Raw genomic sequence first — 24,445 nt, forward strand, 5'->3', positions numbered from 1 at the left:
TTTTTCGGATGAATAAAGTCCTTATACTTGGGGGTACACGCTTTTTTGGCAAACGTCTCGTGGATCACTTACTGTGGGAAGGGAAGTCGCAGATCACAGTCGCCACTCGTGGTAAAACGGATGTCGACTTCGGACCCGAAGTGAACCGGATCAAGATGGATCGTGAAGACCCGGAATCTCTGGCAGAGGTTGCGCAGACAAACATGTGGGATGTCGTGTACGACAATATCTGTTATTCACCAGATGCGGCAAAATCGGCATGCGAGGCATTCGCTGGGCGAACCAAAAGATACGTTTTGACATCCACACTCTCGGTGTACGGTGATCCCAGACCTGGATTTAAGGAAACGGATTTTGACCCGTATACATATCCATTACAGTATGGGAGTGCGGAGGATTTTTCGTACGGAGAAGGCAAACGGCTTGCAGAGGCTGTCTTTTTCCAGGGAGCGGATTTCCCGGTTGTAGCGATGCGCATTCCCATTGTACTCGGAATTGATGATTATACGAGAAGACTCCATTTTCATATTGAACATGTGCAAAAAGGAAAACCGATTGGCATGCCAAATCCGGATGCGGAGATTGGATTTATCAATTCCACCGAAGCGGCAAGATTCCTTGCCTGGCTTGGACATTCTTCCATTACCGGGCCGGTGAATGCAGCCTCCAAGGGCGCGATTACGTTGTCAGCCATGATACATCTGATCGAGACGGTCACGGGCATGCAGTCCCAAATCCTCACAGAAACGGTGAAAGAGGATATGTCACCCTTTGGAATTGAGCAATCATGGACGATGGAGACAACGAAGGCAGAACAAGCTGGATATACGTTTGAACCTCTGATGGACTGGTTCCCGGGACTCGTTCGCGAGGTCGCTCTCGCATTACAATCGGAGAGGTAGAATGGAACTGACATAAAACGGTATAGACATAAACAGGGTGCAACCAGAGCGTAATCTCCGGTGTACCCTGTTTATGTTGTCGTTTTTTTCGAAGTAGACGTGACCTAATCCAGATAAGTGGGACGAATCATTTACACAATAACGGAGAGGACAGAAAAAACCTGAAAAAGCGAAGCGTTCGCCTTTATCTCCGGATTTCCCCTTTAAAAGGGAATGAAAAAATCTGGGGATAACAGCGATTGGAAGGTTGTTCTGTTATCGTAGTGTCAGTGTAAATAATTTTTGGTTCACTTATTTAGTCAACTCACGTGCTTAACTCTATTATGACTCTCGTGGGGCAGAGGCAGAAGCCCTTATGCGCATTTCTGACGGTAAAATGATGGTTTGGGGCTCGGAAGGGGCTTTTCCCTCAATCCTGTCAATCAGCATCTGTACCCCCTGAAACCCAAAGTCATATGCCGGCTGTGCCGCTACGGTCAGAAATGGATCAAAGGCAGAAGCCAGATCCAGATCGTCGAAGCACACGACAGATATGTCTTCTGGCACACGAAGTCCCCGTTTGCGTAAAAGCCGGATGACCCCAATCGCCAGCATGTTGTTGGCGGCAAAAATGGCGGTTGGTTGCTCCGGTTGTGAGAGTAGTCGATCCAGTCCCTCTTCATCGGTGAAATTCCGGTACCCTGTTCGAAGCACAAGCTCGGGATCGATCTCAGCTCCGACCTCACGTATACCCTCTATATAACCTTCCTCCCGCAGTCTGGCGGTAGAAACCTCGGAAGAGCCATTAACCAGAGCAATGCGCCGGTGCCCCAATTGCACCAGATAGCGGATTAGCTCAATTGCGCCTTCCCGGCTATCTCCAGCAATGATATCGGACGTAATGCCAGGGACGGTCCGGTCCAGAAAGACAAACGGAATGTGACGTTCCTGCAGCTGTTTCAGATGAGGGAGAGAACGATCTCCAGCCGGGGCAAAGAGTACACCATCCACACGAGTTGACAGAATCGCATCTACGTAATCCTTTTCCTTATTGTAATCCTCATCACTGTTGCCAAATAAAAGACGGTACCCTCGAAGATGGGCTGCATCCTCAGCACCACGGGCGAGTGTTGTATAAAAAGGGTTGGTAATATCCGTAATAAGCAGCGAGAGCATCTGGGTTCGTTGAAGCACAAGGCTGCGCGCATTCGAGTTCGGGATGTAGCCAAGTTCGTCGATCACCTGTTGCACTCGTTCACGTGTAGCGGAACTGATGCGGCCTGTATGGTTAATGACCTTGGAGACCGTCATGGCGGAGACGTTGGCTTTTTTGGCAATATCGTAAATGGTAATCATAAGAGATCTAACCTTTCCGCAACATAGTCTTACCATTCTATAGGATAATGCCAATTGACAGCAAGATAGGCTCATGCTATGTTAGGGTTACCGATAACCCTAATGGGTTCTGAACGCCTATACTACACCAACCATTTCGTTGAATTCGCTTATGCACGTTCCATTTTCTTGAAAAGGGGAACTACATACAAGAACGATTTATGAAATGGTTTATTGGTATTTCTTAAAAATATGTAAACGCATTCAATCTCAAGTGAGACCTTGATCATCTGTATTTGCAGCTCTTGCGTGCCACCCGGGTATCGGTTGTATGTCCGTCATTATCTCATTCTAATCAAGTGCATTTGAATCAGACAAAAGATTTCTCAATTCAACCCAAATTCTATGAAACGAATTGAAGGAGGACACTTTAGTATGACACATCAGGATTATCGTTATAAGCAGGCTTTCCCCAAGATTGGTATTCGTCCAACGATTGATGGAAGACGCAAAGGGGTCCGTGAGTCACTGGAAGAGCAGACGATGCGGATGGCGACAACCGTTGCCGAGCTGCTTGCAGCCGAACTGCGTTATCCGGACGGTTCCGCGGTGGAATGTGTTGTCGCTGAGACTTGTATTGGCGGTGTGGCCGAGGCGGCCGCAGCATCTGAACTGTTCAGTCGTTCCAATGTGGGCGTAACGATCACCGTGACACCATGCTGGTGTTATGGTACGGAAACGATGGATATGTCGCCATCCATCCCTACTGCCATCTGGGGGTTTAACGGGACTGAACGTCCGGGTGCAGTATATCTGGCAGCGGTACTCTCTGCCCACGCACAGAAGGGCATTCCGGCCTTTGGGATCTATGGAGAGGATGTGCAAGACGGCGGGGATACAACGATTCCTGATGATGTGCGTGAGAAATTGCTCCGGTTCAGCCGTGCGGGTCTTGCAGCCGCTACCTTGAAAGGGCAAGCGTATCTGTCCATTGGTTCTGTATCCATGGGAATTGCGGGTTCGATTGTGAATGATTCATTTTTCCAGGAGTATTTGGGTATGCGCAATGAATACGTGGATATGAGCGAACTTACTCGCCGTATCGAAGAAGAAATCTACGACCCCGAGGAGTATAAGCTTGCGCTGGCCTGGGTGAAGGAGAACTGTACCGAAGGTCCGGACAACAACGCTGCCCATCTGCAAACGGATCGCAAACGCAAAGCGTACGAATGGGAAACGGTTGTGAAAATGACCCAAATCGTACGTGACTTGATGGCGGGCAATCCAAGATTGGCAGAGATGGGTTTCACAGAGGAATCGATGGGGCACCATGCCATTGTATCCGGCTTCCAGGGACAACGGCAGTGGACGGATCATTCTCCGAACGGAGATTTTCTGGAATCCATATTAAACTCTTCCTTTGACTGGAACGGCAAACGCGCGCCTTATCTGGTTGCAACAGAAAATGATAGCTTGAATGGCGTATCGATGTTGTTTGGTTCGTTGCTCACACATACGGCTCAGATCTTCGCTGATGTACGTACGTATTGGAGTCCGGATTCGGTACAGCGCGTGACGGGGCACCAGTTGGAAGGAAACGCGAAGGATGGCATTCTGCATCTGATTAACTCCGGTTCCGCAGCTTTGGATGGCACAGGACAACAGACCAAAGACGGGAAGCCTGTCCTCAAGCCGTTTTGGGAAATTTCAGATAAGGAAGTTCAGGATTGTCTGAAAGCAACATCGTGGAGACCGGCATCCGTAGAATACTTCCGCGGAGGTGGCTATTCAGCGGATTTCCTGACCAAAGGCGGAATGCCTGTAACGATGACACGTCTGAATCTGGTCAAAGGGCTGGGCCCGGTGCTGCAAATCGCTCAGGGTTACACGGTCGATCTGCCTGAAGACGTGCATGATACGCTGGATCAACGGACAGATCCAACCTGGCCATCCACCTGGTTTGCACCTGTTCTAACCGGGGCAGGAGCGTTTACTTCTGTATACGAGGTCATGAATCAGTGGGGTGCGAACCATGGCTCCATCTCGTATGGACACATCGGTGCTGATCTGATTACGCTCGCTTCCATGCTTCGCATTCCGGTAAATATGCATAATGTACCAGAATCGGAGATTTTCCGTCCGCGTGCATGGGGATTATTCGGCACAAGTGAACCCGAAAGTGCAGACTACCGTGCTTGCAGTGTGTTTGGCCCGTTATATCGCTAAAATAAAGTTCCATTCCTGTCAAACGCCATGTTCCTTGTGAAATGAAGGTACCATGGCGTTCTCTTGAAAGCTGTGTTCAGAACCTGAATACGGCTCATCGCGTAGCGTTAAGGAGGCTGGGTAGATTGGGCGATCAAGCAACACATGTGCTTGCTGCCGATTACGGCGCCGGTAGTGGACGTGTAGTCCGGGGTTCTTTTGATGGGAGCAGACTTTCGTTACGAGAAGTGCATCGATTCAACAATGAACCCGTGCAGCTGGGGGACGGATTGTATTGGGATTTCCTGCGACTTTTTCATGAATTAAAACAAGGCATTGTGAAAGGGACGCAAGGCATCTCTCCATCGGTCCGTTCTATAGCTGTGGATACGTGGGGAGTGGACTATGGACTGGTCGATGGGGTGGGAAGATTATGCTCGAATCCACGGCATTATCGGGAAGCACGCAACGCACAGTGGATGGCAGAAGCGCTGCAAATGGTGAAAGAAGAAGAACTGTATGCCATGTCTGGCGTTCTGCCGCAGCAGATCAATACCGTATTTCAACTGCTAGGTAGTGTACGAGAGCAGGCCGAAGGTTTGCGTCAGGATGTGCGCATGTTATTTATGCCGGATTTGTTTCACTATTATCTATCCGGTCAGCAGGCTTGTGAATATACGATTGCAAGTACCAGCGGGCTGTTGCATGCAGGTGAGGCGCGATGGAATAAGCATCTGTTCGAGCATCTCGGTCTACCGGAAACATTATTTCCAAAACTCGTTCAGCCTGGCACCATACTGGGCAATTTAACACCTGAGTTGTGCGCTGAATTACGGACTGGACCGATGCAGGTGGTCTCTGTGGGCTCACATGATACCGCATCTGCCTTGGCAGCCATCCCTGCGATGGATTCGAATTTCGCTTTTATCAGCTGTGGAACCTGGTCTCTTATGGGTGTGGAGCGTGATACACCTGTATTGGATGACCGAAGCCGTGCATTGGGATTCACCAATGAAGGCACCGTAAGTGGAAAGGTACGCACCCTGAAAAATCGTTCAGGTCTGTGGCTGCTACAGGAATGCAAGCGGCAATGGGAACGGGAGAATCAACGTTTCACACATGAAGAACTGGTTCAGCTGGCTGCCTTGGCAGCGCCGCATCAAAGTTACGTATCGCCGGGAGATAGCGTATTTTTGGCGCCAGGGAATATGGCTGAGCGAATACGACAACAATGCAGCGCCAGCGGACAGACTGTACCCGAAACGACTGGAGCGGTTGTACGCTGCATTCTGGAAAGTCTTGCTCTGGAATTCAGACAGACGCTGGATGAACTGCAGTTGATTACAGGTACAAGACCTGATGTGATTCATATGGTTGGTGGCGGTGTGCACAATCGACTATTGTGTCAGTTTACAGCCAATGCAGCCGGTGTACCGGTGGTGGCAGGCCCCGCAGAGGCGACTTCAGCCGGGAATTGCATGCTGCAATTCCTTGCTCATGGAGAAGTGAGTAGCTTGGCCGATGTTCGGGAGGTCATGGCTGCTTCCTTTTCCCCCGATACCTATGAACCTGAGGATACAGAGCTTTGGCAAGAAGCTTATGAAAACTACCAAAGTCTGAATCACATCAAAAGGTAATGAACAGATTCAAATCAATGAGCATGGACGCAAAATACTAAAAAAAGAAAAGTTCGAGGAGTGGTGAGGAACATGTCTGAACAGCAAATAAGGGAAGAGCTGACGAAATATGCCCGCAGAGCAGTTGCCCAAGGACTGGTCGTAGGCCCAGGTGGTAATCTGAGCGCCCGTTCGGAGGGGACGATGTTGTTGTCTCCGAGTGGTTACGCGCTTGAAGATCTGGAGCCTGAAGAATGGATCGCCATTGATATCGAGACAGGGGAAACTAGCGCAGGATCAACACGTCCATCTTCCGAAGTATTAATGCATCTGTATAGCTATCGTGTGAATCCTGATATCCAAGCCATTGTGCATACGCATCCGGCATATACGATCGCACTTAGTCTCGTTTTTGATGAATTGCCACACTTGTTCCCTGATCAGTCGGCCTTGGTGGGCGATATCGGATTTGTTCCATACGTTCTACCAACGACGAAACAACTTGCCGATGCAGTCTCAGCAAAGGTAGAAGAACATACGGCACTCATTCTCGTCAATCACGGATTGGTCACAACGGGGAAAAATCTCCGTGAAGCCTATTACCGCACCCAAGTGGTGGAAGAAAGCGCGAAGGTATATATGATCGCCAAGGCAGCCGGAGAACCCAAAGTGTTAACTGCTGAAGAATATAAGGAAATTCAATCCCTTGAAAGTGAAGCCTACCGTGTGCAGCTGCTGCAACAACTCAAGTCCTGATACATTATTTGTTCATAATTGATTGTATTCGTGATTTTAAAAAATTGCTATGTTAAGAGCAGATTGCATCCTCCAGATAAACGCTGGAATACAGGATGTGAAATGCTCTTTTTTTTATTTTGATATGGAATAGAAAGACAAAAAATGTAGTTGGAAGAAATAATTCATACTAATTTGATGAGAATTGTTGAAAAAGAGAAGCTTAGAAGGTATACTATCGTTAATCATCAATGAGTAATAACTACGAAAGAGTCGATAAAATCATAATGAAGTAACTAAGAGGGGGGAAAGTAGTGGGTCCTGAGCTAAACGAAATGGAGTTGGAATACGAACTGCTGAAGCAGCTTCGAGAAGCGAGCGCTCCCATCGGGGCCAGTACGTTGGTTCACACTTTGGGCAAAACGTATGGTCTGAGTCAGGCAACCATCGGAAGAAGGCTTATGGAGATGGATGTTGAAGGTTTTACGGTTCTGGAAGGTCGCAAGGGAAGAACTTTGACTGAACAGGGACTTGAGCGAATCCAGAGTTTGGAGAAAGATTTGCAGCAAAAAAGCGTGAATTCACAGTTAATTCAGATGCTGAACCATTCTGGGGAAAAGGCTCTGTTAGATGTTCTTGTTGCCAGAAGGGCTCTTGAACGGGAGATCGCTTCCCTCGCAGCACAGCGTGCCTCGAAAGAATACATAGCACTGTTGCAAGCATCGATTGCGAACCAGCATGAATTGCTTTCCAAGAATATCATACCATACGAGGAGGACCGGGAGTTTCACAGATTGCTGGCTTATGCGGCGCAAAACCAAATTCTTCTTCATGCGGTTGAACTGGTATGGGAGACAAGCCGTGATTTTCTGGAAACAGCGTATATTCGCCGGAGAGTAGGAAGTGAATTAGTGGTGGATCATCAACAGATTTTGGATGCTATAGTAGCGGGCTCTTCGGAGCAGGCTGAAGCGGCAATGGTGAATCATATCAACCAAATGATCGATGATGTCAAACGTTATTTCGCCATGCAAAACGAATAACATCCCTTGGAAAGAGACCCGGTGATAAAGGAGTTGAGCTTGTGGACACAATCTACCGTTTAGGCATAGATATCGGAGGTACTTTTACGGATGCACTGGTGATGGACGATCAGGGCAGGGTGATTTCGGCGCTCAAGACGCCATCGATTGCAACAGCTCCGGAACAGGCCATTTTTAACGCCCTTGATCAACTCAAAGAGAATGGTGTAAACATTCGTGAGATTGATCTGTTTGTGCATGGAACAACACTTGGCGTAAACACATTAATCGAACGAAATGGTGCGGTTACAGGTCTGCTGGTGACCAAAGGATTCCGTGACATTCTTGAAATCCGCCGATTGCGACTTGAGGATACAACCAATCTGTATGGTGACAAGACCGAGGCGCTGGTACCGAGACAACATGTCAAGGAAGTTGATGAACGTGTGATTGCGGGTGGGGGCATACTCCAGCCGTTGAATCAGGAACAGCTGCTGCAAGCTGTGCATGAGCTGGTGGAGGATGGCGTTACTGCTCTGGCGATCAGTTTTCTACATGCTTATGTAAATCCGGTCCATGAACAGCTTGCGGAAGATCTGATCAGGGAACGTTATCCGCACCTGTTCATCTGTCGGAGCAGTGCCATCTGGCCACAACAGCGTGAGTTCGAACGAACACTCGCAACAGCAATGAATGCTTATGTAGGTGAACGAATGGGGTCTTACTTCCTGCGTCTGCAAGAAGGGATTCAGGCGTATGGCCTCAAAGCCAACTTGCTGTCGACCATGTCCAACGGTGGAATTATGACGGCTGCCAGAGCGGCCAATGAGCCGGTGCGTACGCTTCTGTCCGGACCTGCTTCCGGTGTAATCGCCGCGACCCATATTGCTGAACGAGCGGGTATTCATCAGGTCATCACATTTGACATGGGCGGGACAAGCGTTGATGTTGCTCTCATTGACAAAGAACCAACTTATTCGTCCGAGAACAAGGTGGGGGATTTTCCTGTAATCATTCCTGCTGTTGATGTAACGGCTATAGGAGCAGGTGGTGGTTCCATTGCCTGGCTTGATTCCGTAGGCGTACTCAAGGTGGGGCCACACAGTGCGGGAGCCAACCCCGGTCCGGCCTGTTATCAGCGCGGGGGAGAAGAGCCGACAACAACAGATGCCTATCTACAGCTTGGTATCCTGCATGCTGACCGTTTCCTGGGTGGACAAATGCGTCTGTATCCAGAACTTGCAGAGCGTACGCTGGGCAGTCTGGGAGAGAAGCTTGGTCTGAATGCTGAACAGACTGCGCAAGCGATCCTAGATGTGGCAACCGCCAATATGTATGCCCAGTTTTCTCCCCTCATGGCTCGCAAGGGCGTCGATCCCCGCGATTTTACGTTGCTGGCATATGGCGGAGCTGGCCCGATGCATGCTTTTCTGATGGCACGCGAGGTAGGCATTGGCAGAGTGCTGATCCCGCCATCTCCGGGAACGCTGTGTGCGATGGGCTGCACGGTGGCCAATCTTCGCAATGACTTCGTTCATACGTTACACAAAAGCATCCAGACTCTGGAGCCCGGTGAGTTAAGTTTCCTTTTCACTGAATTGGAAAACCAGGGACGTGGCTGGGTCGATGAGGAAGCCCGTGGTGGTGTCAAGCTGGATAATATCTATTGTCTATATAGTGCGGATATGCGCTATGAAGGACAGGCCTTTGATCTTGAGGTCACGCTGACATTGGAAGAAATTGAAGATCCCAAGAAAGCAGGGGTTAAATTCCATGCGTCCTACCAAAATGTGTTTGGCATCAGTCAGCCAGAGGCTGAGGTGATGTTTGTAAGTCTTAGGGCGACCATTGTTGGTGTTTTGCCTACCCATAACACGGTGAATCCAATAGATTCACCATTCTGCGAGAGTGAAGTTGAGGAACGGATCATTACCTTTGACCATATACAGCAGACTGCAAAGGTACTGAAAAGAGGACAGATTCCATTCGCGGATGCTCCCATCCCCGGACCCGTTATTGTGGAGGAGTATGATACAACGATCTTTATCCCGCCTGGATATAAGGTATACCGGGATATACATGGGAACGTGATTGGGGAGGTGGAAGCATGATCGGCGACAAAGTCTTTCTTGAGATTTTCAACAACCGGATTCAAGCCGCGGTGGAAGAAATGGCAAATGTGGTTTTACGGACAGGCTTCACCGCTTTTGTCAAAGAAACGGGCGACTTCGGAACCTACCTCTTATCTCCATCCGGGGAAACGTTCGGGTCGCCCTTGGAGACAGGGTACAATCTGTCTCTGGGCATCCCTGCTGCTGCGACCATTAACAGCATAGAAGACTGGAAAGAAGGGGATCTCGTCATATGTAATGATCCTTATTCCACCAAAGGCATGGTCACACACCTTCCAGACATTCATCTCATCAAGCCTTATTTTCACGAAGGGAGAATCATCGCTTACGGCATGTGCTTCGTCCATTCATCCGATGTAGGCGGCAAGGTACCGGGGAGCGTATCTCCCAGCGCCTACGATATTCACATGGAAGGCATTCGAATTGCACCAGTCAAGCTGTATGAAGCCGGTGTTCTGAACGATCAGATTCTCCGCATGTTTCTGGACAACAGCCGCATTCCAGAGCAAAATCTCGGTGATCTCAAAGCGCTTATGGCTGCATTGAATCGGGGAGAGCAGCGACTTGCGGAACTCATTGCACGATATGGCGTGGAGAAAATCGAGCAGGGCATCGAGCATTTGCTGGAGTATGCCGAACTGAAAGCTCGCGCTATTGTGCAGGATATCCCTGACGGTTCCTATGACTTCTGGGACTACCTGGAGAAAGGTCCAGGAGGATATCCCATCCGCTTGCGCTGCACAATGACGATTGAAGACAGTGACATTCATCTGGACTTTAGCGGCACCGATCCTCAGGTCAGGGCTTCATTCAATATTCCTACCCACAACCAACAGGGACATTACATGCTGGTACCTGCACTCATTCGTTATTTCCGTACACTCGATCCGACCATTCCGTGGAATTCGGGCATGATCCGCATGGTACGAAATTACGCGCCCCCTGCTTCCGTACTCAACCCGGAGCCGATGGCAGCTGTGGGGGCCCGTGCGGCAACCTTTATCCGGCTGATGGACGTTATCACGGGAGCTCTGGGGAAAGCACAGGGCAGTATGGTTCCCGCAGCAGGAGCTGGACAAGCCTGCATTATCATGATGGCGATGACAGACGCATCTGATGGCAAGAAAAAGGTGGGCGTGATTCAGCCGATCTGCGGAGGTTCGGGAGCAAGGCCGATGAAAGACGGAATTGATGGTATGGATTTTGCGGTTGGTCATCTTCGGAATATCCCTGCGGAAACGGTGGAATCCGAGATGCCTGTGTTGATCGAGCATTATGGTCTTCGTGCCGATTCGGCAGGTGCGGGAACCTTCCGTGGTGGAAGTGGAATTGACCTGTGCGTCAGAATTCTAACACCGGATACCGTGATGACGGCCAGAAACATGGAGCGTATGGAGTTTCAGCCCTGGGGCAGGCTTGGTGGCGGTGTAGGTTCACATGGCGAAGCGATTCTCAATGCTGGACGTGCAAGTGAGGATCATCTGGGCAGAATTGATGAGTTACTACTTCAGCCTGGAGAAACGGTTACGTTCCTGTCGCAAGGTGGAGGCGGATATGGCGATCCATATGAGCGTGATTCACGTCTGGTTCTGGAGGATGTAAGAAGTGGGCTGGTATCCCCGGAGAAAGCCCTTGAGTTATACGGTGTTGTGATTAATGGTCTGGAGCTGAACGAGAGCGATACAGAACAACTGCGCGCCAAGCGATCACGACAGCAGGAAGAATTCGCATACGGCAAGGCGCGTGAGCAATTTGAAAGCATCTGGAGCGATGAGATGCAGGTATCACTGAATCAGGCATTGCTGAGTGCTCCGCTTGCACTGAGAGACTACCTCAAGCGTCAGACCATGGGCGTTGTAGAGGAGAAATATAAGGATTCCCTATCTGTAGACCCACGGGAAATATCCGACATAATGGAAGGGTTACGCCAGAAAATAGGGTTGCATTGATCAAGTGCAAGGAGACTATGTAGTTCTGTCTTATCGATAAAACCAATTCAATTGATGGGGGAATTCGCATGTTCAAATCAAACAAAAAACGCTTTCTCAGCCTTGCTTCTCTGACACTGGCCGGTGCATTGGCGCTTTCCGCCTGCGGTGGAACAAACAGCTCAAATACTGCCGGAGAGACTGACGCTTCAGGAGCAAGCGGGGACAAAGTTAAGCTGACCATGTTTATCTGGGCTGGTTCCAATCAGGATGTCGTTCCAAAAGAAGTGGTTGCCGAGTATGTGAAAGCACATCCCAATGTTGAAGTCACCTTTGAGGAATCCTCCAATTCGGTAATGTACCCCAAGATGGTCGCTGGCAAGCAGGCTGATGCGAACAATCCGGTCGTCAATTTCGGTTACTTCAATGCAGATGCGACGGCTAAAGGCTTAAATGACGACATGTGGGAACCACTGGATACAAGCATTGTGACGAATATTAAGGATATTCCAGAGTCCTTCCACAAGCCAGACAACAAAGGCGTGGTCTGGGGCGTTTCGAGCTTCGCCTTGGTGTATAACAAAGACCTTGTGAAAACGCCGCCTACCAGCTGGAACGATCTGTGGGATAACGAGGAGTTCAAAGGAAAAACGGCGCTCTGGGATTACATGTTCTATTCCTATATCTCCCCACTTATTGCTACCAAAGGACAAGAGATTGGTGCATCCTATGAAAATCCCGAGCCAGCCTTCCAATACTGGGCAGATCGCAGTGACCAGATTGGCACATTGGTTTCATCCAATGATCAGCTGAAAGCACTGCTGGAGTCAGGTGATGCTCTTATTGCCCCATTCAGCGCACAGGTTGCACAGACATGGATTGATGGGGGTTCTCCACTTGCCGTAGCGTATCCGAGCGAAGGAGTGATCTCCTTCCCGTACACACTCCAGGTCGTGAAAGGCTCAACACCTGAGCAGGCCCGTGTTGCAAATGAAATTATTAACGAATTGTTGAGCGCAGAGGCGCTGTCTAAATATGCAGAAGCAACGGGTACGCCAGTCACCAGTACAACAGCTGCAGTTCCGGACAAGTATAAGGATGATCCTTCTTTCTCCGTGGAAACGCAAAGTAACGGCATTAATCCAGACTGGTATGTGCTTGCACAGAACAGTTCTTCCTGGAAGGAACTATGGGACCGACTCGTGAAAACCAAGCTTCAATAAAAGGATTATTGCCAGGCAAACAACAATTCCGTGTTCTGTTATGAACCCGGAATGGACGGGAGGGAATCAGAGATGAGCAGCGTACAAGAGACCATATCCATTGAAACAAGGGAAGTCACGAAGACCTATGGTGAACGAGCTGCCGTTGATCAAGTCACACTCCAAGTGAAAAAGGGAGAATTCGTTTCCTTGCTTGGTCCGAGTGGCTGTGGCAAAACAACACTGCTGCGCATGCTTGGCGGACTTGAGCAGCCGAATCAGGGCACCATTATGCTGGGAGGCCGGGATGTTACCGGCATTCCAGCCCATGGGCGCAATAGCAATATGATTTTTCAGCAGCTTGCGCTGTTCCCTCATATGGACGTATTCAACAACATTGCCTACGGGCTAAAGGTGAAGAAGTTACCCAAAGCCGATATCAAGCGGCAGGTAGGTGAAATGCTTGATCTCGTCCAGCTCGGAGACTATGGCACGCGTGCTGTATCTGAGCTGTCCGGCGGGCAGGCACAACGCGTCGCTATTGCTCGCGCACTGATTAACAGACCCGAAGTGCTGCTGCTTGACGAACCTCTCTCTGCATTGGACATGCAGCTGCGTCTCGATATGCAGCGTGAACTGAAACGTATCCAGCGCGAATTCGGCGGAACGTTTATCTTTGTAACGCATGATCAGAGCGAAGCCATGAACATGTCTGACCGAATTGGCGTCATGCGAGCCGGAAAGCTGCTGCAATATGCAACCCCTGATGAAATCTATGAAAGACCGACCGATAGCTTTGTAGCCAAGTTCATTGGAGATACCAACCTCTTGGAGACGGAAGTGTTAGGACAGGATGTAAATGAAATCCGGGTGGAATGCTTCGGCAAGTCATTACTGGTGAACGTCAGTGATGGCAAAGCCGTACCGAAAGCCGGAGCCCAACATTCCTTATCGATCCGCAATGAGTATATTCGACTCGGAGAAGATGCAACTCAATGCGTGAATAAGCTGGATGGACATGTGATTGAAGCGGTATACGGCGGAGCAAATATTCGATATAACGTGCAGATTGCTGAGGGTTTTCTGATTCAGGCCAGTGTGCTGCATCAACGGGGAGCTACACGTTATAGTCCAGGCGAGCCGATAGAAATTGGCTTTGATCCAGAGGACGCGCTCTTGTTATCTGAACCCGTGTATGGCCATGTAAAAGGTGCAAGAATATGAACCGGATCGCGGAACGGATCGTGAATTTGTATTCCTTTGGAAATCGCACATGGGTAACCCGGCTGTTGCTTCTAGTGCCTGCACTTGCTCTGATGGGCATCGTGTATCTTGGCGGGTTGATGATCTTTGGCAGATATAGCTTCGATATCTATGAAAATGGAAAGCTTATTCGAGCCTGGGATTGGGGGACCTATCGTGCTTTTCTATCTGATCCTTACTATTGGAAACTGATTGGCACGACATTTCGGATTGCCTTTAAGGTTACATTGTGGAGTCTTTTGCTTGCCTATCCGCTGGCCTACTGCATAGCAGGTCTCAAGAAGCCTGGCATGAAGCAGTTGTTGTTGCTGCTCACGTTTCTTCCGCTACTGGTCAGCGCGGTTGTGCGTTCTTACGGATGGCAGCTCTTACTGTCCAAACAGGGCTTCATGAACTGGTTGTTCATCCGGCTGGGGCTTACCGACGAAGGATTCAGTATGATCTATAACGAGACAGGTGTTGTTGTTGCACTTGTCCATATATTCCTGCCATTTATGGTCTTTCCAATTCTGAATGTCTTGTCCCAAAGTGATGCTTCTTTAAAGGCAGCTGCTCAGGACTTGGGGGCAGGCAGCTGGCGAACGTTCCTGACCATTACTTTGCCTTTATCGGCAAGAGGCATTGCAAGCGGGGTACAGATTGTGTTCACGTTATGTCTCACTGCTTTCACCACACCACAGCTGATCGGCGGGGGAAGAGTCATGACACTCCCGGTATTTATATACCAGCGTACTCTGGACACCAACTGGCCGATGGCTGCGGTTGCCAGTCTGTTCTTGCTTGTGTCTTCCATCGTTGTCTCGTTGCTTGTGAATAAAGGAGCAGAAATATTGATGTTCCGTCGTTCCCATAAGGGAGGTCAGGCATATGGTTAAGTCGAACAGGGGCACCAAGCTGTTGCTCTATATCTTTGTGGGTGCCGTAGCCATGTATTTGCTGCTGCCATTGCTGATGATTATGTTGACATCTGTAGGCTCTGGTTCAGCCAGCAAATTCCCGCCGGAAGGTCTCACCTTGAAATGGTATGCCAATTTGAGTGAGCAGACCCAGTTTCTTGATGCGTTCAAGAACAGCCTTATTGCTTCCACAGGAGCTGTTCTGCTTGCTTTGATTACGGGTACACTTGCTGCGCTAGCGATCGTGCAGTACCCTTTCCCGGGTTCTGGTATCTTAAGGGCATTTTTTGTATCTCCGATGGTTATGCCGAAAATTACGCTGGGTATCGCATATCTGATTTTGTTCTCGAAAATGCATATTGCTGGCGGACTGTTTGCACTTATTTTGGGTGAAGCGGTCATTGTGCTTCCATTCGTGCTTACTCTTGTGGGCAGTGCATTAGCCAATCTGCACCCGGCTCACCGGGAAGCAGCCGCGGACCTTGGCGCAGGGCCGATACGTATTTTTTTCACAATTACGCTGCCACAACTCCGACTATCCCTGCTTCTGTCAGGGTCAATCGCTTTTGTCTTCACTTTCGATCAGGTCGAGGCTGCACTGCTGCTGCTTCGTCAAGATAGCTACACGTTGCCCATACAGCTATTCCTGTATATGGAGAAATGGCAGGACCCAACGATTGCCGTGGTGTCTGTAGTTCTGATCGCTTTTGCGCTGGCCCTGTTTATGACGATTAAACTAGTGCTGCGCTCTGTACCAGGACTTGAAAGTTTGTTTGGTCGCAGGAAAACAAAAGGAGGTCTGGATCAAAATGAATAATTCACAGCATCTATCCCATAGCGCAGGTCTGAACCGGGGTCGGGCGGAAGAAGTGATGAAAGCACAGGGGCTAAGCGCCCTGATCGCAACGACTCCGGAGAACATTCACTATGTCATCGGGTCCCAGCTGCGTGCAAGCAACTGGACCATGCAGATTTATGCGGTTCTACCTGCCGACAGATCTGCTAAGCCATGCATCATCATTCCGACGAATCGGTTGGGTGTTGTGGCTCAGTTTGGTATCACGGGTGTGGACATATTTGCCTACAGTGATTTCTTCGTAGAAGGTTCGATCGAAGGCAAACCTTCCACTGACGACATTGATCTGTTCTATTCTCTCCTGCAAACGACGATTATTCATCCAGGTCCTGTTGAAGCCCTCAAGGCAGCGTTACAACAGCTTGAGATCGAAGATCAGCCGATTGGCATCGATGAGATGCGGATCGCTCCCGATATTCTGATGAGAATCAAGGAGGAGGTTCCTGACAGAACGGTAATACCCGCATATAAGCTGTTCCGACATATCCGTCTGGTCAAGACACCTTTCGAAATCGAGCAACTTCGTCAGGCTGCCCAATTAAATGAACGGATTGAACAGGAACTCATTGATCTAATTGCCGCAGGTGTTCATGAGAAGCAACTTGCCGATCATTATCGTCTGGCTGTGATGAGAGCAGGTGGAACTCCTGCAATGACAGCGGTAGGGGCAGGGCCACGCAGTGCGTTGCCCCTCATCGAAAATTATTTTCATACGATTGAAGTTGGTGATCAGGTTCGTTTCGACCTCTGCCTCCAGCTGGAAGGATACTGGGGAGATACGGGTCGCACAGTTGTTGCAGGTGAGTCTACCGCCTGGATGAAAAAACATTTTGATGCGGTCAAAAGTGGATGGGAGACAGCACTTGAAACCGTGCGCCCTGGCGTCAAGGCATCGGAAGTATTCCATGCGGCAGTGTCTCGTGTGCAGCGTGAGGGAATTCCGCATTATCGACGTCAGCATGTCGGACATGCGATTGGTTTGGAACTGTACGATGATATGACGCTCTCTCCTGGTGACCATCGCGTACTGGAGCCCGGTATGGTGTTATGTGTGGAGGTGCCTTATTACGAGCTTGGTGCAGGTGGATTCCAAATCGAGGACACCGTTGTTGTAACGGCAGATGGTTATGAGTTTCTGACCCATATGGAGCGGAAACTGTTCACTAAATAACGATAAATGGAAGGCTTCACTGACCGGCGACCAGACCAAAGTCGATCCAAGAAGCTTTCTTACTGAGAAAGTTGGAACATCCATGATTCAGCAGGGAACTAAGACGTTTCATAACATTAGCCTTGCACTGTTCGCCGGAGGTTTTGTCACTTTTGCTTTGCTCTACAGTCTGCAACCCCTGATGCCTGACATTAGCGATACATTTTCCATTACGCCGGCACACGCCAGTCTTACGTTATCGGTAACAACGATCGCCATGGCACTGACGATGCTGTTCATCGGGTCTTTGTCTGATTCTGTGGGCAGACGTTTTATTATGACAGCGGCGCTGGTGATATCCGCTGTGATTGCTTTGCTGAGTGCGTTCAGCTCGGGATATACGGAACTTCTTCTGCTTCGTATTCTCCAGGGGGTGGCACTCGCAGGGTTGCCTGCGATAGCCATGACATATCTGTCAGAAGAAATTGAACCTAGAAGTCTTGGTTATGCCATGGGTCTATATATCAGCGGGAATTCGATAGGAGGCATGGCCGGTCGTTTTATCAGCGGTGTGGTGACAGACTGGTTCAGTTGGCGCACCGCTGTGGGTTTTATTGGTATTCTTGGACTATGTGCAGCCGTTATTTTTTGGCTTGTTATCCCGCCATCCCGTCATTTTGTCAAAGCTGCACCTGGATTCAAAAACCCAATACCTCTTTTGTGGTCACAATGTCGTAATCCAAGGCTGCTGTGCCTGTACGGGCTTGGTTTTCTCCTGATGGGAGGCTTCGTGACCCTGTTCAACTATATAGGTTTTGAATTAATGGGTGAACCCTATCATCTCAGCCAGTCCATTGTTGGAAGTCTTTTTGTGGTGTATCTGATGGGCACACTTAGCAGCACCTGGATGGGCAGGCTGGCAGATCGGTACGGCAGATCACATGTACTTGGGATCACGCTGGGCATTATTCTGGCTGGTGCAGTATGTACCGTTCATCCAGCGATTGGGGTCAAAATTATCGGACTTGCCCTGTTTGCTTTTGGTTTCTTTGGTGGTCATTCCATCGCAAGCAGCTGGGTTGGACTCGTGGCCAATCAGCATAAATCTCAGGCCAATGCGTTATATTTGTTTTTCTACTACCTTGGTTCAAGCGTAAGTGGAACAGGGGGCGGATTGTTATACAGCCATTTAGGATGGATCGGCATTGTGGGGTTGATTGGTGTGTATGTTTTGATCGGTTTTGTCTTGTGTAATTTGCTTGTTCACAGGTTGAAGGGACAGGCTACATAAAGCAACTTTTTCCGACAGGTATTGCATATCCTGAAATACCGAGTATAATACTTGGTAAATAGACGGAAAGGGGATGCAATAAACGATGAAAACACATGCTGAATTGAACTCACTTCTTGTTGACGATTATCTGGATCTCCTGAACATTGCGAAACAGCTAGGTGATGACGAATGGAAAGATGCTATTCTGCAAGCATTGAAGGAAGAAGTCGATGCGAATCATCATCTGGATTCAAAAGAGGTAAGACAGGATTTATGGATTCAATTCGAAGGCATTAATGAACAAATGCATGATCTGTTAATGCAACTGAAACATGCCGACAGTCCTGAGGAGAAAGAGCAGATTATTGAGATGATCTGGGGATTGAAAGTGGACCGTCATGCGATCACACGTAAACTTGAAACCATGAGCCGTGCCAGCGCTGGATATCAATAAGCTCTAGGTTGAAATATACATTGAAACCCGCATGTTTCCTGGGAATATCCTAGGAAACATGCGGGTTTTATTTTTGCTTTGATTGTTTACTACACTGCTGATGATGTCACTAGGCATGATTCGTAATCAAAAGCGGACTTTTGAACTACCTTTCTAAAATTGTTTTGCCAAAGTGCGCGCTTGTTCTATCGCCTGTTGCTTGATCTCATCCGCTCGATCTTTATACTGATTATGCCCCTCAACAAAAATACCATCAAGCTTTGGCACGCCAAGGAAAGACATGATAATGCTCAGATAACGATGACCGGATTCCATCTGAGCCGCTGGGCCTTCGGAATAAATGCCGCCGCGGGCCTGAATATGCAGCGCTTTTTTGTCAGACAACAGTCCGACAGGACCTTGTTCGGTGTAACGGAATGTTTTGCCAGCTACACAGATGGAGTCCACATATGCCTTCAGGATGGGAGGGAATGAGAAGTTCCACATCGGTGTTACAAAAACATATTTATCTGCTGATGCAAATTGATCCGACAGTTCATTCAAACGGCTTACTTTTGCCTGCTCTTCGGAAGTCAGATCACTGCCCGATTGCAGTTTGCCCCAGCCACTGAAGACATCCGCATCGATATGCGGAATATCCGAGCGGTACAGATCGAGGTGAACAACCTCATCGGAAGGGTGACTTTCACGATACGCATCAATAAATGCTTTGCCCGTAGCCATACTGAAGGAGGTTTCATGATCATGAGGATGGGCAGTAATATACAATAAGGTAGACATGCAGTTCTTCCTCTCTGTGCGATTAATGGTTGAACCAATCTTGGCAATAATGAAGCGACCGCAGTAGTATGCATCGTTCCTACCGTTTTATACGTCAGAAAGGAATTGAATGGATGGAGACAATACTGAATTGGATGCTATGTAGTAACCGGATACTAAATCCATGTATAATATACAGGACGAGTATTTATGTTCCAACGATAATAGGGATGAGTGAGATGAGCGCACATGGGAATGGACCTGGAGAAGCAACGATTAAGCATTGAAGCAGCGAAATTGTATTATCAGTCCGATTACAGCCAGCAGGATATTGCCGCAAGATTGGGCGTGTCGCGTCCAACCGTATCAAGGTTACTTCAGTACGCGAAAGATCGGGGATACGTCCGGATTGAAATTATGGACCCGCTGGAGGATATCGATATCATTGCCGGAGAACTCAAGTCGAAATATGATTTAGATACGGCACTCGTGTGTTTTGCCCCGTTGAAGAGTGATGAGGAAATACAGAAGCATATCAGCAAACGAGCAGCAGACTACCTTCAGGAGACGGTTCAGGATGCGGATATTATCGGGGTGACTTGGGGAACAACCATGCATGCCGTAGCACGTCAGCTCCGTCCCAAGCAGGTTAAAGGTGTCGAAGTTGTACAATTGAAGGGGGGCGTAAGCCACTCCCATGTCAATACGTATGCCGCTGAGATTGTACATTTATTCGCTGAAGCTTTCCACACGGTACCAAGGTATTTGCCACTGCCCGTTATTTTCGACAACATCGAAGTGAAGAATATGGTGGAGGCCGATCGGCATATCGGCAGAATCGTAGAACTTGGCAGACAGGCCAACATCGCTTTGTTCACCGTGGGTACTGTAAAAGAAGATGCGTTATTGTTCAGGCTTGGCTACTTCAATGAAGAAGAGCAACAATTATTAATGAACTCTGGTGCAGGTGACATTTGTTCACGCTTTTTCGATGCGGAAGGTCAGTTGATCAGTGAAGAGATCAACAGCAGAACCGTCGGAATTGATCTGGCCGAGTTGAGAAATAAGGAAAAATCAATACTGGTCGCCGGGGGTCAACGAAAAATTGAAGCGATTCACGCCGCGCTTAAAGGTCATTATGCGAATATTTTGGTTACGGATCAGTACACAGCCCAGGCATTACTGCGGTTCTAATTTCAAATGGATATGGATGACAACATCTGCCACGTAAAAAGGGCGGATGTTTTGCTTTGTTAGGCAGAAAATATAACGTAGCAAGAACGGTAAGTTAAGTTGTGAACAAAAGTTCAAGTTGATTTTTACATATGTTCATGTTAGTGTAAGGGTATAGAAAATAACTAGTTCAGATAAGGGAGAGATTCAATTGACTACACCACAATTAGCTAAAATGATCGACCATACGTTGCTTCGTGCGGACGCAACGCAAAGTGAAATGGCCAAGTTAACCGAAGAAGCGAAGCAATACCAGTTTGCTTCCGTATGTGTTAACCCAGGCTGGGTAGCTTATGCTGCTGGGCAGTTGCAGGGTACTGGCGTAGATATCTGTACCGTTATCGGTTTCCCTCTGGGAGCATCCACATCGGAGACAAAAGCTTTTGAAACCAAGGATGCAATTGCTAAAGGTGCAACTGAAGTCGATATGGTCATCAACATCAGTGCTTTGAAAGATGGCAAAGATGATTTCGTTGAACAAGATATTCGTGCTGTCGTTGAAGCGGCTGCGGGTAAAGCTTTGGTGAAAGTCATTATTGAAACTTGTCTGTTGACGGATGAAGAGAAAGTACGTGCTTGTCAGGCAGCTGTACGAGCTGGGGCTGATTTTGTTAAAACTTCTACAGGATTCTCCACAGGTGGAGCAACGCCAGAAGATATCGCTTTGATGCGTCGTACTGTAGGTCCTGATGTTGGCGTTAAAGCTTCCGGTGGCGTACGTAGCCTGGAAGATATGCAAAAAATGATTGAAGCGGGTGCGACTCGGATCGGTGCAAGCTCTGGCGTGAAGATCATGCAGGGCGGTCAATCTACATCTTCTTATTAAGCAAAAAGTTTAATAAGCACAAGCTTATCAAACAAAAGTAATGTTATGTTCTCTGTACTTGAGCGTTCGTCTCAGGTACAGGGAATACAATTTACACTTATATTTTAATTAACGGAACTTATTGTAAGCGCTTCATAAGTTTTCTGAAAGATTACTGTTAAAAATGCTTGTAATCACCCTTTGAGCTGAATTCCACATCCGGCTTAACTACCTTCAAAGGAGAGATCAAATGAAATTTCTAATTGCCCTTCTTGGTTTACTCGTTGTTTTTGGACTGGCTTATATCGCAAGCAACAGTAAAAAGAAGATTCGTTACCGACCACTGGTTGTTATGGTTGTTTTACAGGTGATCCTGGCGTATGCCTTGCTGAATACAGGAGTCGGGACATGGTTAATTGGCGGCTTCGCGTCCGTATTTAAAAGTTTGCTTGATTATGCGAATGAAGGAATTGCATTTGTATTTGGTGATCTGACCACCGTAGGTGCAGATACCGTAGGCACACCGTTTTTCCTCAGCGTGTTGATGCCGATTGTTGTTATCTCTGCACTTATTGGGATATTGCAGTATATCCGAATCTTACCTTTTGTTATAAAATATATTGGTCTGGTATTAAGCAAAATCAACGGAATGGGCAAACTGGAATCATATAACGCGGTTGCTTCGGCTGTATTGGGGCAATCTGAAGTGTTCATTTCTGTGAAAAAACAAATTGGGTTGTTGCCAAAACATCGGCTGTACACCTTGTGTGCTTCGGCGATGTCCACGGTCTCGATGTCGATTGTCGGTGCCTATATGTCCATGATTGATCCGAAATATGTGGTTACGGCACTCGTGCTCAACCTGTTTGGCGGTTTTATCATTGCTTCCATTGTGAATCCGTATGAGGTTACAGAGGAAGAAGATATATTGGAAGTACAGGAAGAAGAGAAACAGTCCTTCTTCGAAATGCTGGGTGAGTACATCCTGGATGGATTCAAAGTCGCCATCATCGTAGCTGCGATGTTAATCGGTTTTGTTGCCTTAATTGCACTTGTTAACGGAATGTTTAGCGCAATACTCGGTATTTCATTCCAGGAGCTGCTAGGTTATGTGTTTGCACCATTTGCCTTTATTATGGGTGTTCCATGGAAGGAAGCTGTTCAAGCGGGAAGTATTATGGCTACCAAAATGGTATCCAATGAATTCGTAGCCATGCTTGATCTGACGAAGCAGACAACGTTGTCTGCCAGAACAACAGGGATCGTATCCGTCTTCCTCGTATCGTTCGCTAACTTCTCCTCCATCGGAATCATTGCTGGTGCGGTGAAGGGACTTCATGAGAAACAAGGTAATGTGGTGGCCCGCTTCGGTCTGAAACTGCTTTACGGTGCATCGCTTGTTAGTGTATTGTCAGCGATCATCGCCGGACTGTTCTTGTAAACCGGATTATTGGAAGGAGTGCTTAGATTATGTCAACTTTTAAAAGAGTACATCTGATTGTTATGGATTCTGTAGGGATCGGCGAAGCGCCGGATGCAGCAGAATTCGATGATTTTGATGTAGATACCTTTGGTCACATTGCACGTGAACGCGGAGGTCTGAAAATGCCTCACATGGCCAGTCTCGGACTGTCCAACATCAAAGAAATCGAAGGTGTTCCTGTAGCGGATGCACCTAAAGCGTATTACACCAAGATGCAGGAAGCCTCCAGAGGCAAAGACACCATGACAGGTCATTGGGAGCTGATGGGCCTTTACATTGATACACCTTTCCGTGTGTTCGAGAATGGTTTTCCCGATGAGTTGATTCAGCGCATTGAAGAGAAAACGGGCCGGAAGGTCATCGGTAATAAACCGGCTAGTGGCACGGAAATTCTCGATGAACTGGGTGCAGAGCATGTCGAAACTGGCGCGCTCATCGTATATACATCCGCGGATTCCGTACTGCAAATTGCAGCACATGAGGATGTTGTTCCATTGAAAGAACTGTATGAGATCTGTGAGTTCTGCCGTGAAATAACACTTGAAGATCCGTACATGCTCGGCCGCATTATTGCCCGTCCATTTGTCGGTGAAGCGGGTAACTGGAAACGTACTGCGAATCGTCATGACTACGCGCTCAAACCGTTTGGTCGTACGGTAATGAATGAACTGCAAGATGGCGGATTTGATGTGATTGCCCTCGGTAAAATCGCAGATATCTATGATGGCGAAGGTGTAACCAAGGCTGTTCGTACCGTGTCTAACATGGATGGCATGGACAAGTTGTCTGAAACGATGGATGAAGAGTTCACTGGACTCAGCTTCCTGAACCTGGTTGATTTTGATGCCCTGTACGGTCACCGTCGTGATCCGCAAGGGTATGCTCAGGCGCTTGAAGACTATGATGCAAGGCTGCCAGAGATTTTTGCCAAAATGACCAACGATGATCTGCTGCTGATTACAGCTGACCATGGTAATGATCCAACTTATCGTGGTACAGATCATACACGTGAATATGTTCCGCTACTTGCTTACTCTCCGCGCTTCAGCGAGGGCAAAAAGCTTGATCTGCGCAGCACATTTGCTGATCTTGGCGCAACCGTAGCCGAGAACTTTGGAGTGAAAATGCCGGAATACGGCACCAGCTTCCTGAAGGATTTGAAATAAGTTTTTCTGAAACGGGATAGGGGATGTCGGAGTAGCTGTGCTGCTCCGGTC

The 24,445-nt window shown here is 48.3% G+C and carries 20 protein-coding genes; 18 read left to right on the forward strand and 2 right to left on the reverse strand.

Features of this window, described 5'->3' with window-relative positions; genetic code table 11:
- The first annotated feature begins 8 nt into the window (after positions 1-8).
- Positions 9-902 carry an NAD-dependent epimerase/dehydratase family protein gene (locus tag MKY73_RS13045; protein ID WP_339307919.1) on the forward strand — a complete coding sequence of 298 codons (894 nt, stop codon included), beginning with the start codon at positions 9-11 and terminating at the stop codon, positions 900-902.
- A 321-nt stretch (positions 903-1,223) separates the two neighbouring features.
- On the opposite strand, the gene MKY73_RS13050 is transcribed toward MKY73_RS13045, so the two are convergent.
- Positions 1,224-2,237: a LacI family DNA-binding transcriptional regulator gene (locus MKY73_RS13050; RefSeq protein ID WP_339307921.1), complete on the reverse strand. Its 1,014-nt coding sequence runs from the start codon at positions 2,235-2,237 to the stop codon at positions 1,224-1,226.
- 414 nt (positions 2,238-2,651) lie between these two features.
- Here MKY73_RS13050 and MKY73_RS13055 point away from each other — a divergent pair, with 414 nt between their 5' ends.
- The 13 genes from MKY73_RS13055 (at position 2,652) to MKY73_RS13115 (ending at position 18,948) form a co-directional block, all read left to right on the forward strand.
- Complete coding sequence (locus MKY73_RS13055) at positions 2,652-4,442, forward strand: L-fucose isomerase (RefSeq protein ID WP_339307922.1); 1,791 nt, start codon at positions 2,652-2,654, stop codon at positions 4,440-4,442.
- A 125-nt stretch (positions 4,443-4,567) separates the two neighbouring features.
- The gene (locus MKY73_RS13060) at positions 4,568-6,058 is read left to right on the forward strand and encodes a rhamnulokinase family protein (RefSeq protein WP_339307923.1); all 1,491 of its coding nucleotides are present in this window, start codon (positions 4,568-4,570) and stop codon (positions 6,056-6,058) included.
- 72 nt (positions 6,059-6,130) lie between these two features.
- Positions 6,131-6,793 (forward strand): class II aldolase/adducin family protein, encoded by a 663-nt coding sequence (locus tag MKY73_RS13065; RefSeq protein ID WP_339307924.1) that lies wholly within the window; start codon positions 6,131-6,133, stop codon positions 6,791-6,793.
- Between the two features lie 293 nt (positions 6,794-7,086).
- Positions 7,087-7,815, forward strand: a complete 729-nt coding sequence (locus MKY73_RS13070; RefSeq protein WP_339307926.1) for an FCD domain-containing protein — start codon at positions 7,087-7,089, stop codon at positions 7,813-7,815.
- A gap of 41 nt (positions 7,816-7,856) precedes the next feature.
- On the forward strand, positions 7,857-9,905 hold the full coding sequence (locus MKY73_RS13075; RefSeq protein WP_339307927.1) for a hydantoinase/oxoprolinase family protein: 2,049 nt from the start codon (positions 7,857-7,859) through the stop codon (positions 9,903-9,905).
- Complete coding sequence (locus tag MKY73_RS13080) at positions 9,902-11,875, forward strand: hydantoinase B/oxoprolinase family protein (RefSeq protein ID WP_339307928.1); 1,974 nt, start codon at positions 9,902-9,904, stop codon at positions 11,873-11,875. Before MKY73_RS13075 ends, MKY73_RS13080 begins: the two co-directional genes overlap by 4 nt.
- A gap of 68 nt (positions 11,876-11,943) precedes the next feature.
- Positions 11,944-13,077, forward strand: coding sequence for an extracellular solute-binding protein (locus MKY73_RS13085; protein WP_339307930.1), 1,134 nt, complete (start codon positions 11,944-11,946; stop codon positions 13,075-13,077).
- Between the two features lie 72 nt (positions 13,078-13,149).
- Complete coding sequence (locus MKY73_RS13090) at positions 13,150-14,280, forward strand: ABC transporter ATP-binding protein (RefSeq protein WP_339307931.1); 1,131 nt, start codon at positions 13,150-13,152, stop codon at positions 14,278-14,280.
- Positions 14,277-15,194, forward strand: a complete 918-nt coding sequence (locus tag MKY73_RS13095) for an ABC transporter permease (protein WP_339307932.1) — start codon at positions 14,277-14,279, stop codon at positions 15,192-15,194. Before MKY73_RS13090 ends, MKY73_RS13095 begins: the two co-directional genes overlap by 4 nt.
- Positions 15,187-16,032 (forward strand): ABC transporter permease subunit, encoded by an 846-nt coding sequence (locus MKY73_RS13100; RefSeq protein ID WP_339307933.1) that lies wholly within the window; start codon positions 15,187-15,189, stop codon positions 16,030-16,032. The genes MKY73_RS13095 and MKY73_RS13100 overlap by 8 nt, the downstream gene beginning before the upstream one ends.
- Positions 16,025-17,242 carry a Xaa-Pro peptidase family protein gene (locus MKY73_RS13105; RefSeq protein ID WP_339307934.1) on the forward strand — a complete coding sequence of 406 codons (1,218 nt, stop codon included), beginning with the start codon at positions 16,025-16,027 and terminating at the stop codon, positions 17,240-17,242. The genes MKY73_RS13100 and MKY73_RS13105 overlap by 8 nt, the downstream gene beginning before the upstream one ends.
- 82 nt (positions 17,243-17,324) lie before the next feature.
- On the forward strand, positions 17,325-18,512 hold the full coding sequence (locus tag MKY73_RS13110; protein ID WP_339307935.1) for an MFS transporter: 1,188 nt from the start codon (positions 17,325-17,327) through the stop codon (positions 18,510-18,512).
- Between the two features lie 85 nt (positions 18,513-18,597).
- Positions 18,598-18,948 (forward strand): hypothetical protein, encoded by a 351-nt coding sequence (locus tag MKY73_RS13115; RefSeq protein WP_282321162.1) that lies wholly within the window; start codon positions 18,598-18,600, stop codon positions 18,946-18,948.
- Positions 18,949-19,101: 153 nt separating this feature from the next.
- Here MKY73_RS13115 and MKY73_RS13120 read toward each other — a convergent pair whose 3' ends face one another.
- On the reverse strand, positions 19,102-19,728 hold the full coding sequence (locus MKY73_RS13120; protein WP_339307937.1) for an FMN-dependent NADH-azoreductase: 627 nt from the start codon (positions 19,726-19,728) through the stop codon (positions 19,102-19,104).
- Between the two features lie 234 nt (positions 19,729-19,962).
- Here MKY73_RS13120 and MKY73_RS13125 point away from each other — a divergent pair, with 234 nt between their 5' ends.
- The 4 genes from MKY73_RS13125 to deoB all read left to right on the forward strand — a co-directional run bounded on the left by MKY73_RS13125 (position 19,963) and on the right by deoB (position 24,394).
- The gene (locus tag MKY73_RS13125) at positions 19,963-20,901 is read left to right on the forward strand and encodes a sugar-binding transcriptional regulator (RefSeq protein WP_062836066.1); all 939 of its coding nucleotides are present in this window, start codon (positions 19,963-19,965) and stop codon (positions 20,899-20,901) included.
- A gap of 214 nt (positions 20,902-21,115) precedes the next feature.
- On the forward strand, positions 21,116-21,766 hold the full coding sequence (gene deoC / locus MKY73_RS13130; protein ID WP_339308574.1) for a deoxyribose-phosphate aldolase: 651 nt from the start codon (positions 21,116-21,118) through the stop codon (positions 21,764-21,766).
- Between the two features lie 229 nt (positions 21,767-21,995).
- Positions 21,996-23,186, forward strand: coding sequence for a NupC/NupG family nucleoside CNT transporter (locus MKY73_RS13135; RefSeq protein WP_339307938.1), 1,191 nt, complete (start codon positions 21,996-21,998; stop codon positions 23,184-23,186).
- Between the two features lie 29 nt (positions 23,187-23,215).
- The gene (gene deoB, locus MKY73_RS13140) at positions 23,216-24,394 is read left to right on the forward strand and encodes a phosphopentomutase (protein WP_017688192.1); all 1,179 of its coding nucleotides are present in this window, start codon (positions 23,216-23,218) and stop codon (positions 24,392-24,394) included.
- Positions 24,395-24,445 lie beyond the last annotated feature (51 nt).

This window comes from Paenibacillus sp. FSL R5-0519 (assembly GCF_037974275.1).
Taxonomy (GTDB): Bacteria; Bacillota; Bacilli; order Paenibacillales; family Paenibacillaceae; genus Paenibacillus.

Excerpts from the sequence above, each read along its gene's own strand:
- MKY73_RS13045 (WP_339307919.1), top strand. The coding sequence starts at position 9 with ATGAATAAAGTCCTTATACTTGGGGGTACACGCTTTTTTGGCAAACGT.
- MKY73_RS13050 (WP_339307921.1), bottom strand. The coding sequence starts at position 2,237 with ATGATTACCATTTACGATATTGCCAAAAAAGCCAACGTCTCCGCCATG.
- MKY73_RS13055 (WP_339307922.1), top strand. The coding sequence starts at position 2,652 with ATGACACATCAGGATTATCGTTATAAGCAGGCTTTCCCCAAGATTGGT.
- MKY73_RS13065 (WP_339307924.1), top strand. The coding sequence starts at position 6,131 with ATGTCTGAACAGCAAATAAGGGAAGAGCTGACGAAATATGCCCGCAGA.
- MKY73_RS13080 (WP_339307928.1), top strand. The coding sequence starts at position 9,902 with ATGATCGGCGACAAAGTCTTTCTTGAGATTTTCAACAACCGGATTCAA.
- MKY73_RS13085 (WP_339307930.1), top strand. The coding sequence starts at position 11,944 with ATGTTCAAATCAAACAAAAAACGCTTTCTCAGCCTTGCTTCTCTGACA.
- MKY73_RS13090 (WP_339307931.1), top strand. The coding sequence starts at position 13,150 with ATGAGCAGCGTACAAGAGACCATATCCATTGAAACAAGGGAAGTCACG.
- MKY73_RS13095 (WP_339307932.1), top strand. The coding sequence starts at position 14,277 with ATGAACCGGATCGCGGAACGGATCGTGAATTTGTATTCCTTTGGAAAT.
- MKY73_RS13100 (WP_339307933.1), top strand. The coding sequence starts at position 15,187 with ATGGTTAAGTCGAACAGGGGCACCAAGCTGTTGCTCTATATCTTTGTG.
- MKY73_RS13105 (WP_339307934.1), top strand. The coding sequence starts at position 16,025 with ATGAATAATTCACAGCATCTATCCCATAGCGCAGGTCTGAACCGGGGT.
- MKY73_RS13110 (WP_339307935.1), top strand. The coding sequence starts at position 17,325 with ATGATTCAGCAGGGAACTAAGACGTTTCATAACATTAGCCTTGCACTG.
- MKY73_RS13115 (WP_282321162.1), top strand. The coding sequence starts at position 18,598 with ATGAAAACACATGCTGAATTGAACTCACTTCTTGTTGACGATTATCTG.
- MKY73_RS13120 (WP_339307937.1), bottom strand. The coding sequence starts at position 19,728 with ATGTCTACCTTATTGTATATTACTGCCCATCCTCATGATCATGAAACC.
- MKY73_RS13125 (WP_062836066.1), top strand. The coding sequence starts at position 19,963 with ATGGACCTGGAGAAGCAACGATTAAGCATTGAAGCAGCGAAATTGTAT.
- deoC (WP_339308574.1), top strand. The coding sequence starts at position 21,116 with ATGATCGACCATACGTTGCTTCGTGCGGACGCAACGCAAAGTGAAATG.
- MKY73_RS13135 (WP_339307938.1), top strand. The coding sequence starts at position 21,996 with ATGAAATTTCTAATTGCCCTTCTTGGTTTACTCGTTGTTTTTGGACTG.
- deoB (WP_017688192.1), top strand. The coding sequence starts at position 23,216 with ATGTCAACTTTTAAAAGAGTACATCTGATTGTTATGGATTCTGTAGGG.